Raw genomic sequence first — 14,803 nt, 5'->3', positions numbered from 1 at the left:
GACCCTCTCGCGATTCGGCGAGGGCGTGCCACTGTCGAGGGAGACCTAGCAGCACCCGAGCCCCACAGGAGCCTTCATGAGCGAGAACTGGTCGTTCGAGACCAAGCAGATCCACGCCGGCCAGGTGCCGGACCCCGCGACCGGCGCGCGTGCGCTGCCGATCTACCAGACGACGTCGTTCCAGTTCCGCGACACCGACCACGCCGCGGCGCTGTTCAGCCTCGCCGAGCCGGGCAACATCTACACGCGCATCATCAACCCGACCCAGACCGTCGTCGAGGAGCGGCTCGCCGCCCTCGAGGGTGGCGTCGGCGCCCTGCTGTTCGCCTCGGGCCAGGCCGCCACGACCGGCGCGCTGACCAACGTGGCCGAGGCCGGCGACCACATCGTCGCGTCGGCCAGCCTCTACGGCGGCACCGACAGCCTGCTACGGCACACGTTCCCGAAGCTCGGCATCACCGTGACCTTCGTCGAGGACAACAACAACCCCGACGCCTGGCGTGCGGCCGTGCAGGACAACACGAAGGCCTTCTTCGGCGAGACCGTCGGCAACCCCAAGGGCGACATCCTCGACCTCGAGGCCATCTCGGCCGTCGCCAAGGAGACGGGCGTCCCGTTCATCGTCGACAACACCGTCGCGACGCCGTACCTGCTCAACCCGCTGAAGCACGGCGTCGACACCGTGGTGCACTCGGCCACGAAGTACATCGGCGGCCACGGCACCGCGATCGCGGGCGTCGTCATCGACGGCGGCACGTTCGACTACGGCGCCCACGGCGACAAGTTCCCCGGCTTCACGACCGCCGACCCGAGCTACCACGGTCTCGTGTTCGCCGAGGCCCTCGGACCGGCCGCCTACATCGCCAAGCTGCGCGTGCAGTACCTGCGCAACGTCGGCGCGGCGATCGCCCCGTTCAACGCCTTCCTGCTGGCCCAGGGCCTCGAGACCCTGAGCCTGCGCCTGGAGCGGCACATCGAGAACACCCGCAAGGTCGCGGAGTGGCTCGAGGCGCGCGAGGACGTCTCGAAGGTCACCTGGGCGAGCCTGCCCAGCAGCCCGTACAAGGAGCTCGCCGACAAGTACACGCCGAAGGGTTCCGGCGCGGTGCTGACGTTCGAGCTCCCGGGTGGCCTGGAGGCCGGCAAGGCGTTCATCGACTCGCTCGAGCTGTTCAGCCACGTCGCCAACATCGGCGACGTGCGCAGCCTCGCGATCCACCCGGCGAGCACGACCCACTCGCAGGGCTCGCCCGAGGAGCACGCCGCCACCGGCGTGACCCCCGGCCTGATCCGCCTGGCCGTCGGCCTGGAGGGCATCGACGACATCCTCGCCGACCTCGACGCCGGATTCCGCGCCGCCAAGTGACACCAGCTCCGACACCCCTGGATCTCCCTCCCGTCACCGGTGCGTGGCGGGAGGGAGATCCTGTCGGTTCACGTCGATTTGTCGACATTGATCGGATCGTCCTCGAGTCGGGCGACCAGCTGCCCGCGGTGCGGGTCGCCTACGAGACGTGGGGGACGTTCACGGGCGACAACGCCGTGCTCGTCGAGCACGCGCTGACCGGCGACTCCCACGTCGTCGGCCCGGTCGGCCCCGGCCACCCGTCGCCGGGCTGGTGGGACGGCCTCGTCGGCCCCGGCCTCGCGATCGACACCGACCGCTGGTTCGTCGTGGCCACCAACATCCTCGGCGGCTGCCAGGGCACCACCGGCCCGGCCAGCACCTCCCCCGACGGCACGCCGTGGGGCAGCCGGTTCCCCGCGATCACGGTGCGCGACCAGGTCACCGCCGAGATCGCCGTGGCCGACGCGCTCGGCATCGACCGCTGGCAGGCCGTGATCGGCGGGTCCGCCGGAGGCATGCGTGCACTGGAGTGGGCCATCACGGTGCCCGACCGGGTCGTGCGCCTGTTCCTGCTGGCGACCTCGCCCTGGGCCTCGGCCGAGCAGATCGCCGGCTCGTCCAACCAGCAGCTCGCGATCACCTCCGACCCGCACTTCAACGGCGGTGACTTCTACGGCCAGGAGCAAGGGCCCGCCGCCGGCCTCGAGCTGGCCCGACGCATCGCCCATGTCGCCTACCGCAGCGAGCCGGAGCTCGCGCAGCGCTTCGGCCGAGAGGTGCAGGACGACGGACGGTTCGCCGTCACCTCCTACCTGGCCCATCACGGCGCCAAGCTCGTGCGCCGCTTCGACGCGGGCTCGTACCTCGCGCTGACCCGGGCGATGGACAGCCACGACGTCGGCCGCGGGCGCGGGGGCGTCGAGCCGGCCCTCGGCCGGATCACGGCGCGCACGGTCGTCGCCGGCATCGACTCCGACCGGCTGTACCCGCTCGGTCAGCAGCAGGTGCTCTCCGAGGGCATCGCCCGCAGCAAGCGCCTCGAGGTCGTCAACTCCCTCCACGGCCACGACGGCTTCCTCGTCGAGACCGCCCAGGTCGGAGCACTCGCCCGCAAGCTCCTCGGCTGACCCCTCCCCGAATGACCGCTCGCGAGAGACTTTGTTACCGCCGGCGAGAGACTTTGTTGGTGCACAGGAGCGTGAAGTTTCCTCCTGCCCACAGACAAGCTCACTCGCGAGGGGTAACAAGGTCTCTCGCGAGGGGTACGGGCTAGAAGCCGACGGCGGTGATGAGGGACTCCAGGTGGAGGTCGAAAAAGGCACCGGGGTCGGCGAAGGTGTCGGGGCCGTACTGGTCGAAGACCTCGAACGAGACGGCACCCACGAGGGCCGACCACAGGCCGATGCCACGGGCGAGCGACGCGGACGGCACGGTGAGGCCGTACTCGCGCCGGATCTCCTCCATGTCCCGGCGGACCGGGCGGGGCAGGGGCCCGGAGGGCGGTTCCAGCTCGCCGGAGCGATGCGCCTCCTCCAGGAGCGCGAGCAGCACCGCCGGCACCCGGGTGCCCGGTTCGACCGTGCGGTCGGCCGGCGCGGCGTACCCCGGAACGGGCGTGCCGAACAGCAGCGCGAACCGTGACGGCTCCCGCAGCGCCCACGCGCGCACGGCCTGGCAGGCCACCAGCGCACGCGCCCGCGGTGAGCGCCGCGAGGCGGCCGCCACGGCGTCCTCCACCGTGGCGCCCAGCTCGTCGTAGGCATCGACGATGAGCAGCGTCAGCAGCTCGTCGCGGTCCTTCACGTAGCGGTAGATGGCCGACGACACGATGCCCAGCTCGCGGGCGATCCCCCGCAGCGAGAGCTCCGTCGGCGTGACCGTTGCCAGCTGCTCCCGGCCGAGGCGGACGATGTCGTCCATCGTCTGCTTGCGGGCTCTCTGGCGGGGCGTCTCCATGCCCTCACGCTAACGCATCCGAGACCGCACCTGACAAATGTGAGCAGTGCTCTTGCTTTCTATGTGAGATCGGTGCAGACTCAAACCGAGAGCACCGCTCACACTTTGATCCAGGAGACACCATGAAGCACCTCGTCATCGGCGCCGGACAGATCGGCCCCCACGTTGCTCGACAGCTCATCGCCGCGGGCGCCGACGCCACCGTCGCCACCCGCTCCGGTCGCGGACCTGCCGACCTCACGACCGTCCCGCTCGACGCGACGGACGGCACGGCGCTTCGCGCGGCCCTCGAGGACGTCGACGTCCTGTACCTCTGCCTCCACGCCTCCGCCTACCGCGACGACGCCTGGAAGAAGGAGCTCCCGCCCCTCGAGCGCACGGTGCTGGAGGCGGCTGCCGCCGCCGGCACGACCGTCGTGTTCCCCGAGAGCCTCTACGCCTTCGATGCCTCTGCCCCCGTGAGCGCGAGCAGCCGCATCGCGCCCCGCAGCCCACTCGGCGAGGTGCGGAAGACGCTGCTCGCCCAGCGCGCCGCGTCACCCGCCACGACCGTCAGCGTGGTCGCGGGCGACTTCATCGGCCCCGGCGTCGGTCAGTCCCACGCCGGGCCGCGCATGTGGGAGCCGACGCTCGCCGGGAGGACGGTGCGGCCCGTGGGCCACGTCGACACGGTCCACGCCTGGACCTACCTGCCGGACCTCGCCGCGACGATGGTGGCGACGGGCGCGCGTCCCAGCGCGCCGATCGTGGTCGCCCCCGCGATCCACGCGACCCAGCGCGAGCTGGTCGAGGCGTACGCCGCGGCCGGCGGCGTCGACCTCCCGAAGATCAGCCCGGTGCCGATGGGCGTCATGCGCGCCGTCGGTCTCGTGCACCGCGAGACGCGCACGATCGCGCAGACCGGCTACCTGTTCACCGAGCCCCTCCGCATGGACTTCTCGGCGACGCGGGACGAGCTCGGTGTCGACGCGACGCCGCTCGACGTCGTCGCCAAGGCGACGGTCGCCGCCTGACCCCGGCGCGGTTTCCCACGAGACCGTCGGAAACTTCCTGGGTCAACCCAGCAATCCCGCGTCGAGCACACGAAGCTTCGTGCGCGCGACGCGGGATTCGAGCGGTCTCGTGGGAAACCGCGCGGGCGTACTAGACCAGACGGCGGGCAATGCCCCGGGGCGCGTGCTTGAGCACCTGTCCCAGCGGGAGCCAGGGCCAGGCGGGCACCGGGGCGTCGTCGACCTCCTTGTCGATGGCCTTGACCATCGCGCGCACGCCCGTGGCGGTGTCGACCATGAGCTTCTGCTCCTGCTCCACCTTCTCGTTCATCTCCGAGGCGATGTAGCCCGGGTAGATCGTCGAGACGGCGATGTCGTGCCCCTTGCGGTTGACCAGGTCTATGCGGATGCCCTCCGCGAGGTGCGCGACGGCGGCCTTCGTGGCGGCGTAGGAGGTCATCGAGCCCGGCATGCCGCGCATCGCCGAGACGCTGGAGATCAGCACCAGGTGCCCGGCCTTGCGCTCGTAGAAGTGCTCCATCGCCGCCTCGCACTGGGCGAGCGCCGCGATGAAGTTCGTCTCCGCGGTCTCCTTGTTGGCCTCGAACTTGCCGGTGCCGATGCGCCCGCCCTTGCCGAGACCGGCGTTCACGATCACGCGGTCGAGGCCACCCAGCTCGCGGGCGGCCGCCGTGAACACCGCGAAGACCTGGTCGTGGTCGTTCACGTCGAGCGCGTGGACCGAGACCTTCACCTCCGGGTGAGCGGCCGCGATCTCGGCGCGGAGCTCCTCGAGACGGTCGGTGCGCCGCGCCGTGATGGCCAGGTCGTGACCCTTCGCGGCGAACTGGCGAGCCATCTCGGCCCCGAGTCCGGAGCTGGCTCCGGTGATGAGGATGGTGCGACGCACGTCAGGCCTTCCTGGTGGTCCGGGCGGCCAGCTTCGCAGCGGCCTTGAACATCATCCGGTCGTAGACCGGACGGGCCACGCGCTTCGCGTGGTACGCCATGATCGCGTCGCGGTCGGGCAGGATCAGGTAGGCGTTGCGCCGCACCTGCTTGAGCACCTCGCGGGCGATGCCGTCGGCGGTGCGGCTGGAACCGTTGATCAGCTTCGAGGCCGCTTTCAGCGCCGCCTCGTCCTTGCCGCGCATCGAGTCACCGAGGTTGGTCTTGAAGAAGGTCGGGCAGACGACGCTGACCTTGATGTCGAACGGGTCGAGCTCGTGCCGCAGGGTCTCGCTGAGGGCGACCACCGCAGCCTTGACCGCGTTGTACTCGCTCATGCCGGGGGCGTGCACGAGGCCCGCAGCCGACGCGGTGTTCACGATGTGCCCCGCACCCTGCTCCTTGAACAGCGGCACGAACGTCTTGCACCCGCGCACGACGCCCAGCACGTTGATGTCGATGATCCACTGCCACTGGTCGATCTCGGACAGCTCGATGCGTCCGCCGGCCGCGACGCCCGCGTTGTTGAACAGCACGTCGAGGCCCTCGAAGTTCTCCACGACCCAGGTGTGGGCGCGGTCCCAGTGCGCGTCCTGCGTGACGTCGAGCGTCAAGTAGTCGACGCCGTCCAGGTCGGCCAGCTCGGCGGGCGCCTCGGCGTGGACGTCGGTGGCGAGGACGCGGCAGCCCGAGGCCGCGAGCTGCTGGGCGAAGGCGAGGCCGAGGCCCGAGGAGGCGCCGGTGACGAGCACGCGCGTGCCCGTGGTGAAGGTCGTCATGTTTCAGATACTACCGGTATCTGAACTCAGCGAAAGGTGATGCCGTCCTTCGGAACGTGCGTGTGCTCGTTGAAGGTCAGCAGGCGGGTGCCGCCACGGCCGACCATGACGGTCGTGACTGAGGCGTTGACCACGACGCGGTTGAGGGTGATGAACAGCGACGCGTCGCCCGCCAGCAGGTGCGAGGCCACGAGGGCGATGGGGCCGCCCGAGGTGAACGAGGCGACCGCCTGCCCCGACCCGGCGTTCTCGCCGGCGACGGCCAGGGCACCCAGCACGCGGGTCTCGAACTCGTCGAACGACTCCCCCGCGGCCGACCCGGTGCCGCCGACCCACGCCTCGAGCGATGCGTCGAGCTGGCGCTGGAACTCCTTGGGGTCGCTCGGTCGGTCGGCCGTCGACGACGCGCCCGTCAGCGCGAGGTGGTCGTACTCGTTCCAGCCCGGGTCGACGTCGTAGAGGTCGCCGTCGATCGCGTCGATGACGCCGACCGCGGTCTGCGCGTGCCGCTTGAGCGATCCCGCGACCGACCACGTCGGCGCGAACCCGGACGACTCCCACGACTGGCCCAGCCAGGACGCCTGCCGGTAGCCGAGCTCGGAGAGCTGGTCGTAGTCGTCGGACTCCCACGAGGCCTGCCCGTGCCGGATCAGATGAATGGCTCCCACATCCCGAGGCTAGCGGGGGGCCTGCGGATTCCTGGGTGTCCCCCTCGCACTTCGTGCTGGGAGGTGCCCCCACCCACGAATCCCGCGTCGGGCGCACGAAGTTTCGTGCGCTCGACGCGGGATTCGAGCGGTCTCGTGGGAATCCGCGGGTGGTCAGCTCTTGCGGGAGTAGGCGCGCATCGTGAGGGGGCCGAAGATCGCGACGAGGACGCCGGAGATGACCAGCACCTGCAGGATCGAGCCGCCGTGCGGGTCACCGACCATGAGGCTGCGCACCGCGTCGACCAGGATCGAGACCGGGTTGTGCTCGACGACCGGCTGCAGCCAGTCGGGCATCGTGTCGATCGGCACGAACACGTTCGACAGGAACGTGAGCGGGAACAGCACCATCATCGAGACGCCCATGACCGACTCCGGGCTGCGCAGCTTCATGCCGAGCAGGGTCCAGATCCAGCTGACGCTGAAGCAGAACAGCAGCAGGAGCAGCACGGCGGTGACGACCCCCGCGACGCCGCCCGGCGGGCGGTAGCCGATCAGCATCGTGACGACGAGGATCACGGCCGAGGCCATCGTGTAGCGCAGGGTGTCGCCCAGCAGCGCGCCGACCATGAGCGACGGGCGCCAGACGGGCAGCGACCGGATGCGGTCGAAGACGCCCTTCTTGATGTCGTTGTTGATCGTCATCGCGGTGTACATCGTGATCATGACGACGGTCTGCACGAGGATGCCGGGCGCCAGGTACTCCAGGTACTGACCCGTGGAGCCCGCGATCGCGCCGCCGAAGATGTAGGTGAACATCAGCGTGAACAGGATCGGGAACATCGTGACGTCGAAGAGCTGCTCGGGGACGTGCTTGATCTTGAGCAGCGCGCGGTGCGTGAAGATCAGCGACGACGCGACCGGGCCGACGGGCTCGGGCCGGTCGGCACTGCCGACCGCCTCGCGCACCTTGGCGTCCATCGACGCCGCTGCTGCGGACGTGGGAGTGGTGGTCATGCCGGGACCTCCGAATCGGTGGACTCGACATCGGCCACGTGCTCGCCGGTGAGGGCGAGGAACACCTCGTCGAGGCTGGGCTGGCCGAGCGAGAACTCGCTGACGTCGACGCCGTGCTCGCGCACCCGCACGAGCGCGGCCGGGACGTCACCGGGCGAGGAGACGTTGAGGCTGAGCGCGTAGGGATCCTTCTCCGTGACGGGCTCGCCGCCGAGGGCCTCGGCGAGCAGCACGCCCGCGCGGTCGCGGTCGGCCGGGTCGGCCACGCGGATGCGCAGCGCGCCCGTGCCGACGGAGGCCTTGAGCTCACCCGTGGTTCCCTCGGCGATGACCTTGCCGCGGTCGATCACGGCGATGCGGTCGGCCAGCTGGTCGGCCTCGTCGAGGTACTGGGTCGTGAGCAGCACCGTGGTGCCGGCCCCGACCAAGGCCCGCACGATGTCCCAGACCTGGTTGCGACTGCGAGGGTCGAGACCCGTGGTGGGCTCGTCGAGGAACATCAGGTCGGGACGCACCACGATGCTGCCGGCGATGTCGATGCGTCGACGCATGCCGCCGGAGTAGCTCTTGACCTGCTTGGTGCCCGCCTCGGTCAGGTCGAAGGCGTCGAGCAGCTGGTCGGCGCGGTCGCGGGCCGCCGTGCCGCGGTAGCCGTAGAGCTTGGCGAGCATGACGAGGTTCTCCAGGCCGGTCAGGTCCTCGTCGAGCGAGGCGAACTGGCCGGTCATGGCGACGCGGGAGCGGACCTGGTGCGACTCGGTGACGACGTCGTGCCCGAGCACCCGGGCCGACCCGCCGTCGGGCTTGAGCAGCGTGGCGAGCATGCGGATCGTCGTGGTCTTGCCGGCGCCGTTGGGCCCGAGCACGCCGTAGACGCCTCCCGGGGCCACCTGCAGGTCGACGCCGTCGACGGCGCGGTGCTCGCCGAAGACCTTCACGAGACCGGTGGTCTCGATCGCGAAGTCACTCATGGGCACACCTTCCGCGTGGCAATGTGGACACCGTACACACTAGGATGGACCCAGCCTAGGGAGTCGAGGGTGGTGAGGTCAATGGCGGTGGGTGATCGCCCGTACCACCACGGAGACCTGCGCGAGGCCCTGATCGAGGCCGGGCTGACGCTGACGCGGCAGGAGGGACCCGAGGCGCTCCGCATGCGGGAGGTCACCCGCGCGGTGGGCGTCTCGCCCAACGCGGCCTACCGCCACTTCGCGGACCGACGCGAGCTGCTGGACGCCGTCGGCCAGCGGATCCAGCACCTGATGGTCGACCGCATGGTCGCCCTCCGCAGCGGAACGGGCGACCGGGCCACGCAGGCGATCGACGGCCTCCGGGCGGTCGGGCTCGGCTACATCGACTTCGCCCTCGGCGAGCCGGGGTGGTTCGCCGTCGCGTTCTTCCCCGCACCGGGCAGCCGACCCGAGGACGCCGCCCCGCGCGAGGCGCCGCCGTACCGGATGCTGGTCGACGCGCTCGACGAGATGGTCGCGGCGGGCCTCCTCGGCGCCGCAGCCCGCGACGGGGCGCGGTGGGCGTGCTGGGCGACCGTCCACGGGTTCGCCGGCCTCGCCACCCGGGGGCCGCTCGCCGCGCTGCCGCCGGCGGAAGTGCGCCGCCAGGCCCGCCGGGTCGTCGAGGCGATCATCGACGGGGTGTGCCGCGAGCGGCCCACGTGACGCACGTGGGCCCGGTCACACGGAGTTCAACTTCCGAGTAACTCCACTGCCTCCTTACGGTGCCTGGAGGAGAAGGAGTCGACCATGACCGATGCCGGGCTGCGCTTTCCGACCGAGAGCACCACCTCCACCGCACGCGACGTGCTGGCGGACGCGTTGAGGAAGGCCGATCCGGTCGGCGCCCGCGCGGTGGAGCAGGAGACCAACTGGCGACGGAACTACCTGGCCCACTACGTGCGGGCGGTCGAGGCGGGCATCGGCGACGCTGCCGCGGCACGGCGCATCGCGCACGACGGGCTGCGCTCGGCCCAGGACCAGATGCGTTTCGGCGACGGCCCCCTGACCGAGGCGATCGACTCCGCGCCGCTGGCCCAGATGCTCAAGACCACGCCCGTCGACGGTGGCGCCGAGCCCGAGACCGAGCTCTCGGTCCCGTATCGCGGCGAGCGCCTGCGAGGGGCGGCCCTCGAGGCGCAGCTCGTCGCCTGGCTCGACAACGGCATCATCACGCCGTCCTGCGCGGACGCCGTGCGCACCGTCATGGCCAACCCGGAGTGGCTGCGCCTCGAGGGCGACACGGTCGTCGTCCTGGGCGCGGGTGCCGAGATGGGGCCGCTGCGCGCGCTGCAGCGCTGGGGCGCCGAGACCGTCGCGATCGACCTGCCGCGCGAGGACCTGCAGGAGCGTCTCGTCGAGCAGGCCCGCGAGGGCGCGGGACGCACGCACCTGCCCGCGCGCATCGTCACGAAGTCGTCGGCCGACACCGGCGCAGACCTGCTGGTCGACCTCCCGGCGATCGCGGAGTGGCTCGACCACGTGCCGGGCCGGCTCGTCCTCGGCAACTACTGCTACGCCGACGGCGCCACGCACGTGCTGGTCTCGATGGCGGCGGACGCCCTGGCCGCCCACCTGCTGAAGCACCGCCCCGACACCGGGCTCTCGTTCCTGGCGACGCCGACCGACGTGTACGTCGTGGCGGAGGACGAGATCCGTCTCGCGGAGGAGAAGTACGGTCGGCGTTCGCTGACCCGGGCCCCGCTGCGGGTCGTGAGCGGCGGACGCCTCCTCCAGCGCCACTACGCGCCGGGCGCCCGGATCGGCACGTGCGACGCGCTCGTGCCGCAGCAGGGCCCGAACTACGCGCTCGCAAAGCGCCTGCAGCGCTGGCGTGCCACCGACGCGATCGCGGCCGGCGCACGCGTGTCGCTCAACGTCGCCCCGGCCACCCGCACGCGCTCCGTCCTCAAGAACAAGGCGCTCGCGGCGGCCTACTCCGGCGCCCACCGCTTCGGCGTGGAGGTCTTCGACCCCGCCACGTCCAACGTGCTGATGGCGGCGCTGCTCGTGCACGACCTGCGGGCCGACCAGGCACCGTCCGAGGAGCCGTGGCAGGACGAGCACCGGGGTGCCGCGCACGGCGGCCTCTGGACGGCTGCGTACCACCCGCGCAGCGCCCTCGGCCTCGCCGCGGTGCTGGGCATCGGTGCGCTGAGGGGCTGACCTACTTCACGCGGGCGACGGCCCCCAGGCCGACGCACCACGTGACGAACGCGACGACGTCGCCCACGTGCACGCCGTGGCGGTTCTCCACGAGGGTGAACAGCACGGGACCACTGATCCGTGAGCTGCCGGCGACGGCGTAGACGAGCAGGACGGACAGGACGACCACCAGCAGGCCCCGCACGATCCACACACGCATCTGCGGGGCGCCGCCTAGCGGATCGTCAGCTGGCGGTTGGCGAGCCCGCTGCGGGCGTCGCGCTGCTCGGCCGTCAGGTCGCTGGTGTCGGCGAGCGCCTCGTCGATGCGAGCCTTCAGGGCGACGGCGGGCTCCTCGAGCGCTGCCGCCTCACCGTCGGTCTCCCACACCGGCACGAGCAGACCGTGAGCGCGGAACATGCCGATCAGACGGACACCCTCGCCCAGGTGGTCCTCGCCCGCAGCGTGCAGGCGGGCGAACGCGTCGAGCAGCGTCGACTCGTCGTGGGGCTGCACCCAGCGGAGGAAGCGGCGCTCCCCCATCTGGGTCCAGTAGGCCGCCTCGACGCCGTCGAGCTTGACGGTGGGGGCGGCGCTCGCGTTCGCCTGCTCGAGCAGCGCCCGAGCCTGGTCGCCAGCCTCGACGCCCTCGAGCCAGAAGTCGAAGCCCTCATGCACCGTGACCTCGAAGGGCGCGTCGGTGACGAGCAGCTCCTGGAGTCGCGGACCGACGCCGGGATCGCTCACGGCGACGGGCTGTCCGGGCTCGAGCGTCAGCGCCGTCTCGATGATGCCGGCGTAGTCGCGGCTGATGTCACCGTGGTTGTGCAGGACCTGCAGGCCGACCCAGATCTGACCGTCGGGACGGACCAGGCCCGCTCCGTTGCCGGGGAGCAGCGAGCACACCTGGATCTCGCGACCGGCGCCCTCGACCCCCTCGGCGAGGGTGACGGTGCCGGTGGCCGACGGCACGAACTCGCGCAGCGCCACGAGGTCCAGCTCGCCGGCCAGCCCCTCGAAGGTGCGTGCGACGTACGGCATCCGTGCCTTCTTCTCGCCCTTGCGGCGCGACTTCTTGCCCATGGGGCGAGCCTAGGGGGCCGTCCCCCGTCAGGCGGTCACCGGGACCCGCACGCCACTGTCCGACCCCTGGCGCGGAGCCTCGACGAGGTCACCCTGCGAGGAGCCGGACGCCGCATCGGCGTCGCCGACCGGACCGTCGGCGCTGCGGCGAACCGTCGGGATCAGCAGGCCCGCGAGCGCGGCGACGAGCATCATCGCGGCGAGCACGCCGAACCCGGTGAGGTAGCCGGTCTCGGTGGGCAGTCCGGTGGACGCGGTCTGGCTCGTGACGATGGTCGACATCACGGCCGTGCCGATGGCGCCGCCGATCGTGCGGATGTTGGCGTTCATGCCGCTGGCCACGCCGCTCTGGTGCGCGGGGACGGCCGCGAGGATCAGCGGCGCGAGGCTCGAGAAGACGAAGCCGATGCCGAAGCCCGCCACGCCGTTGACGAGCAGGATCTGCCAGGCGCTGTCGTGCATGACCACGAGCCCGGCCATGCCGAGCGAACCGAGGACGCCACCGGCGACGACCACGGTCTTCGCGCCGAGGCGGCGAGCCAAGGGGGCTGCGGCGATGCCGCAGATGAACGAGGCGACCGCGTTCGGCAGGATCAGGTAGCCCGAGACGGCCGTCGTGGCGCCGAAGCCGTAGCCGGTCGACTCGGGCGTCTGCAGGAACTGCGGCAGGAAGCCGAACGTCGCGTACATCGAGAAGCCGACGAGCAGCGCCACGAGGTTGGCGGTCCAGACGCCCTTCAGACGCATCATGCGCATGTCGATCAGCGGCACGGTCTCGTGGTGCTCGACCCAGACCCAGGCGACGAGCAGCACGACGGCGACGGCCACCAGGCCGAGGACGGCGGGCGAGCCCCAGCCCCACTGCGGGGCCTGGCTCAGGCCGAGCAGCAGCGCGACGAGCCAACCGGCCATCAGCACGGCGGGCAGCACGGGGATGCGACCGGGCGTGCGCACCGGCGACTCGGGCACGAAGCGCCAGGCGGCCAGGGCCGCCAGGGAGGTCACGATGAAGGGGATCCAGAAGAGCCAGCGGAACCCGAGACCGTCGGAGATGGGGCCGGCGACCACGATGCCCGTGCCGAAGCCGACGGCCATCAGCGAGGACACGAAGCCCGCGGCGCCCGCGACCCGCTGGCGCGGGAACTCGTCGCGGATGATGCCGAACGCGATGGGCAGCACGCCGCCGCCGATGCCGGTCAGGACGCGGCCGGCGATCATGACCTCGATCGTCGGGGCCAGCGCCGCCGTGAGGGAGCCCAGCGACAGGAACACCATCGAGAACACGAGCATCCGGTGCTTGCCGACCGAGTCGCCGAGGCGCCCGATGATGGGCGTGAAGACCGAGGCCGACAGCAGGTAGGCCGTCAGCACCCACGTGGCCGTCGACTGCTCGACCTCGAACTTGGCCTCGATCGTGGGCAGGACCGGCACGGTCATCGACTGCATCAGCGCGAAGGACCCCACCGCCACGGCGAGGATCGCGAAGGTCAGCTGGTACGGCGTGCGGCGAGCGGTTTCCACGGTGCTGGAGAGCCTGTCTGAAGTGCGGACGTGTCGAACTGAACAAGTCTCGCAGGGCAACCATTATTCCCCCAGCGATTGTGTCGACGGTCACCCGCGACGTGCTCGCCCACTGTTCACCGCGCGGTCGCGCGGCATCGTTGCGCTCGTCGGACGGGCTCCACGTCCGCCCGGTACGTCTCGAGACATGAAGATCTGCGTCGTCGGTACCGGGTACGTCGGACTGTCCAACGCGGTGGTGCTCGCCCAGAACCACCAGGTCGTCGCGGTCGACATCGATCCGCACAAGATCGACCAGATCAACCGGCGCGAGTCGCCCATCGAGGACGTCGAGCTCGAGCGCTACCTCGCGGAGCGGCCCCTGGACCTGAGCGCGACGCTCGACGCCGAGGCCGCCTACGCGGACGCCGACTTCATCGTCGTCGCGACGCCCACCGACTACGACCCGCGCACCAACTACTTCGACACCAGCACCGTCGAGGCCGTCGTGGCCGCCGCCGGTGCCGCGAGCCCGCGGGCGGCGATCGTCATCAAGTCGACCGTCCCGGTCGGCTTCACCGCGCGACTGCGCGACGAGCACCCCGGTCTCACCATCATCTTCTCCCCGGAGTTCCTGCGCGAGGGTCGGGCGCTGCACGACAACCTCCACCCGTCGCGCATCGTCGTCGGCTCCGAGACCGCCGAGGGCAAGGAGTTCGCCCAGCTGCTCGTCGAGGGTGCCGTGGCCTCGAACGTGCCGGTGCTCATCACTGGGTCCACCGAGGCCGAGGCGATCAAGCTGTTCGCCAACACCTACCTCGCCCTCCGGGTCGCGTACTTCAACGAGCTCGACACCTACGCGGCGCTCAACGGCCTCGACACGCGTCAGATCATCGAGGGCGTGGGCCTGGACCCGCGCATCGGCGACCACTACAACAACCCCTCGTTCGGCTACGGGGGCTACTGCCTGCCGAAGGACACCCGGCAGCTGCAGGCCAACTACCGCGACGTCCCGCAGAACCTCATCAGTGCGATCGTCGAGGCGAACACGACCCGCAAGGACTTCGTCGCGACCGACATCCTGCGCCGCGAACCCACCACCGTCGGCATCTACCGGCTCGTCATGAAGGCCGGCTCGGACAACTTCCGGATGTCGTCGATCCAGGGCGTCATGAAGCGGCTCAAGGCCAAGGGCGTGGAGGTCGTCGTGTTCGAGCCGCTGCTGCCGGACGAGCCGTTCTTCGGTTCCGAGGTGCTGCGGGACCTGGAGGAGTTCAAGCGCCGCAGCGACGTCATCGTCGTGAACCGTCGCACGAGCGAGCTGGCCGACGTCGACGAGAAGGTCTACACCCGCGACCTGTTCGGGTCGGACTGACGA

The 14,803-nt window shown here is 70.9% G+C and carries 15 protein-coding genes; 6 read left to right on the top strand and 9 right to left on the bottom strand.

Annotated features, from left to right (window positions below; all coding sequences use genetic code 11):
• Nucleotides 1–76: 76 nt before the first annotated feature.
• Together LO931_RS08340 and LO931_RS08335 are read left to right on the top strand one after the other, a co-directional pair.
• The gene (locus tag LO931_RS08340; RefSeq protein ID WP_229052934.1) at nucleotides 77–1,366 is read left to right on the top strand and encodes a bifunctional o-acetylhomoserine/o-acetylserine sulfhydrylase; all 1,290 of its coding nucleotides are present in this window, start codon (nucleotides 77–79) and stop codon (nucleotides 1,364–1,366) included.
• Nucleotides 1,363–2,475, top strand: a complete 1,113-nt coding sequence (locus tag LO931_RS08335) for a homoserine O-acetyltransferase (RefSeq protein WP_229052933.1) — start codon at nucleotides 1,363–1,365, stop codon at nucleotides 2,473–2,475. Before LO931_RS08340 ends, LO931_RS08335 begins: the two co-directional genes overlap by 4 nt.
• A 142-nt stretch (nucleotides 2,476–2,617) precedes the next feature.
• On the opposite strand, the gene LO931_RS08330 is transcribed toward LO931_RS08335, so the two are convergent.
• Nucleotides 2,618–3,304, bottom strand: a complete 687-nt coding sequence (locus LO931_RS08330) for a TetR/AcrR family transcriptional regulator (protein WP_229052932.1) — start codon at nucleotides 3,302–3,304, stop codon at nucleotides 2,618–2,620.
• A 122-nt stretch (nucleotides 3,305–3,426) separates the two neighbouring features.
• On the opposite strand from LO931_RS08330, the gene LO931_RS08325 reads away from it, so the two are divergent.
• Entirely contained in the window at nucleotides 3,427–4,317 is an 891-nt protein-coding gene (locus LO931_RS08325; protein ID WP_229052930.1) for an NAD-dependent epimerase/dehydratase family protein, read from the top strand.
• Between the two features lie 130 nt (nucleotides 4,318–4,447).
• Here the strand turns inward: LO931_RS08325 and LO931_RS08320 are convergent, their stop codons facing one another.
• The 5 genes from LO931_RS08320 to LO931_RS08300 all read right to left on the bottom strand — a co-directional run bounded on the left by LO931_RS08320 (nucleotide 4,448) and on the right by LO931_RS08300 (nucleotide 8,658).
• Complete coding sequence (locus LO931_RS08320; protein ID WP_229052928.1) at nucleotides 4,448–5,206, bottom strand: SDR family oxidoreductase; 759 nt, start codon at nucleotides 5,204–5,206, stop codon at nucleotides 4,448–4,450.
• A 1-nt stretch (nucleotide 5,207) separates the two neighbouring features.
• Nucleotides 5,208–6,023 (bottom strand): SDR family NAD(P)-dependent oxidoreductase, encoded by an 816-nt coding sequence (locus tag LO931_RS08315; RefSeq protein ID WP_229052926.1) that lies wholly within the window; start codon nucleotides 6,021–6,023, stop codon nucleotides 5,208–5,210.
• 26 nt (nucleotides 6,024–6,049) lie between these two features.
• On the bottom strand, nucleotides 6,050–6,691 hold the full coding sequence (locus LO931_RS08310; protein ID WP_229052924.1) for a histidine phosphatase family protein: 642 nt from the start codon (nucleotides 6,689–6,691) through the stop codon (nucleotides 6,050–6,052).
• 153 nt (nucleotides 6,692–6,844) lie between these two features.
• The gene (locus tag LO931_RS08305; RefSeq protein ID WP_229052922.1) at nucleotides 6,845–7,687 is read right to left on the bottom strand and encodes an ABC transporter permease; all 843 of its coding nucleotides are present in this window, start codon (nucleotides 7,685–7,687) and stop codon (nucleotides 6,845–6,847) included.
• A complete protein-coding gene (locus LO931_RS08300) occupies nucleotides 7,684–8,658 on the bottom strand; it encodes an ATP-binding cassette domain-containing protein (RefSeq protein ID WP_229052917.1) in 975 nt (324 codons plus the stop codon). Before LO931_RS08300 ends, LO931_RS08305 begins: the two co-directional genes overlap by 4 nt.
• Nucleotides 8,659–8,745: 87 nt before the next feature.
• Here LO931_RS08300 and LO931_RS08295 point away from each other — a divergent pair, with 87 nt between their 5' ends.
• Together LO931_RS08295 and LO931_RS08290 are read left to right on the top strand one after the other, a co-directional pair.
• Entirely contained in the window at nucleotides 8,746–9,363 is a 618-nt protein-coding gene (locus tag LO931_RS08295) for a TetR/AcrR family transcriptional regulator (RefSeq protein ID WP_229052915.1), read from the top strand.
• Between the two features lie 84 nt (nucleotides 9,364–9,447).
• The gene (locus tag LO931_RS08290) at nucleotides 9,448–10,863 is read left to right on the top strand and encodes a hypothetical protein (RefSeq protein ID WP_229052913.1); all 1,416 of its coding nucleotides are present in this window, start codon (nucleotides 9,448–9,450) and stop codon (nucleotides 10,861–10,863) included.
• Nucleotide 10,864: 1 nt separating this feature from the next.
• On the opposite strand, the gene LO931_RS08285 is transcribed toward LO931_RS08290, so the two are convergent.
• The 3 genes from LO931_RS08285 to LO931_RS08275 are packed head-to-tail and all read right to left on the bottom strand — an operon-like array spanning nucleotide 10,865 to nucleotide 13,446.
• Complete coding sequence (locus tag LO931_RS08285; RefSeq protein ID WP_229052911.1) at nucleotides 10,865–11,062, bottom strand: hypothetical protein; 198 nt, start codon at nucleotides 11,060–11,062, stop codon at nucleotides 10,865–10,867.
• 14 nt (nucleotides 11,063–11,076) lie between these two features.
• Entirely contained in the window at nucleotides 11,077–11,925 is an 849-nt protein-coding gene (locus tag LO931_RS08280; RefSeq protein ID WP_229052910.1) for a DUF5926 family protein, read from the bottom strand.
• A gap of 27 nt (nucleotides 11,926–11,952) precedes the next feature.
• Nucleotides 11,953–13,446 carry an MFS transporter gene (locus tag LO931_RS08275; RefSeq protein ID WP_229052908.1) on the bottom strand — a complete coding sequence of 498 codons (1,494 nt, stop codon included), beginning with the start codon at nucleotides 13,444–13,446 and terminating at the stop codon, nucleotides 11,953–11,955.
• Between the two features lie 187 nt (nucleotides 13,447–13,633).
• On the opposite strand from LO931_RS08275, the gene LO931_RS08270 reads away from it, so the two are divergent.
• Nucleotides 13,634–14,800, top strand: a complete 1,167-nt coding sequence (locus LO931_RS08270; RefSeq protein ID WP_229052906.1) for a nucleotide sugar dehydrogenase — start codon at nucleotides 13,634–13,636, stop codon at nucleotides 14,798–14,800.
• Nucleotides 14,801–14,803 lie beyond the last annotated feature (3 nt).

It is taken from the genome of Aeromicrobium sp. Leaf350, from assembly GCF_916858655.1.
GTDB lineage: Bacteria > Actinomycetota > Actinomycetes > Propionibacteriales > Nocardioidaceae > Aeromicrobium.
The sequence above is the reverse complement of the archived record's forward strand: the minus strand, read 5'-3'. Positions and strand labels throughout refer to the sequence as shown.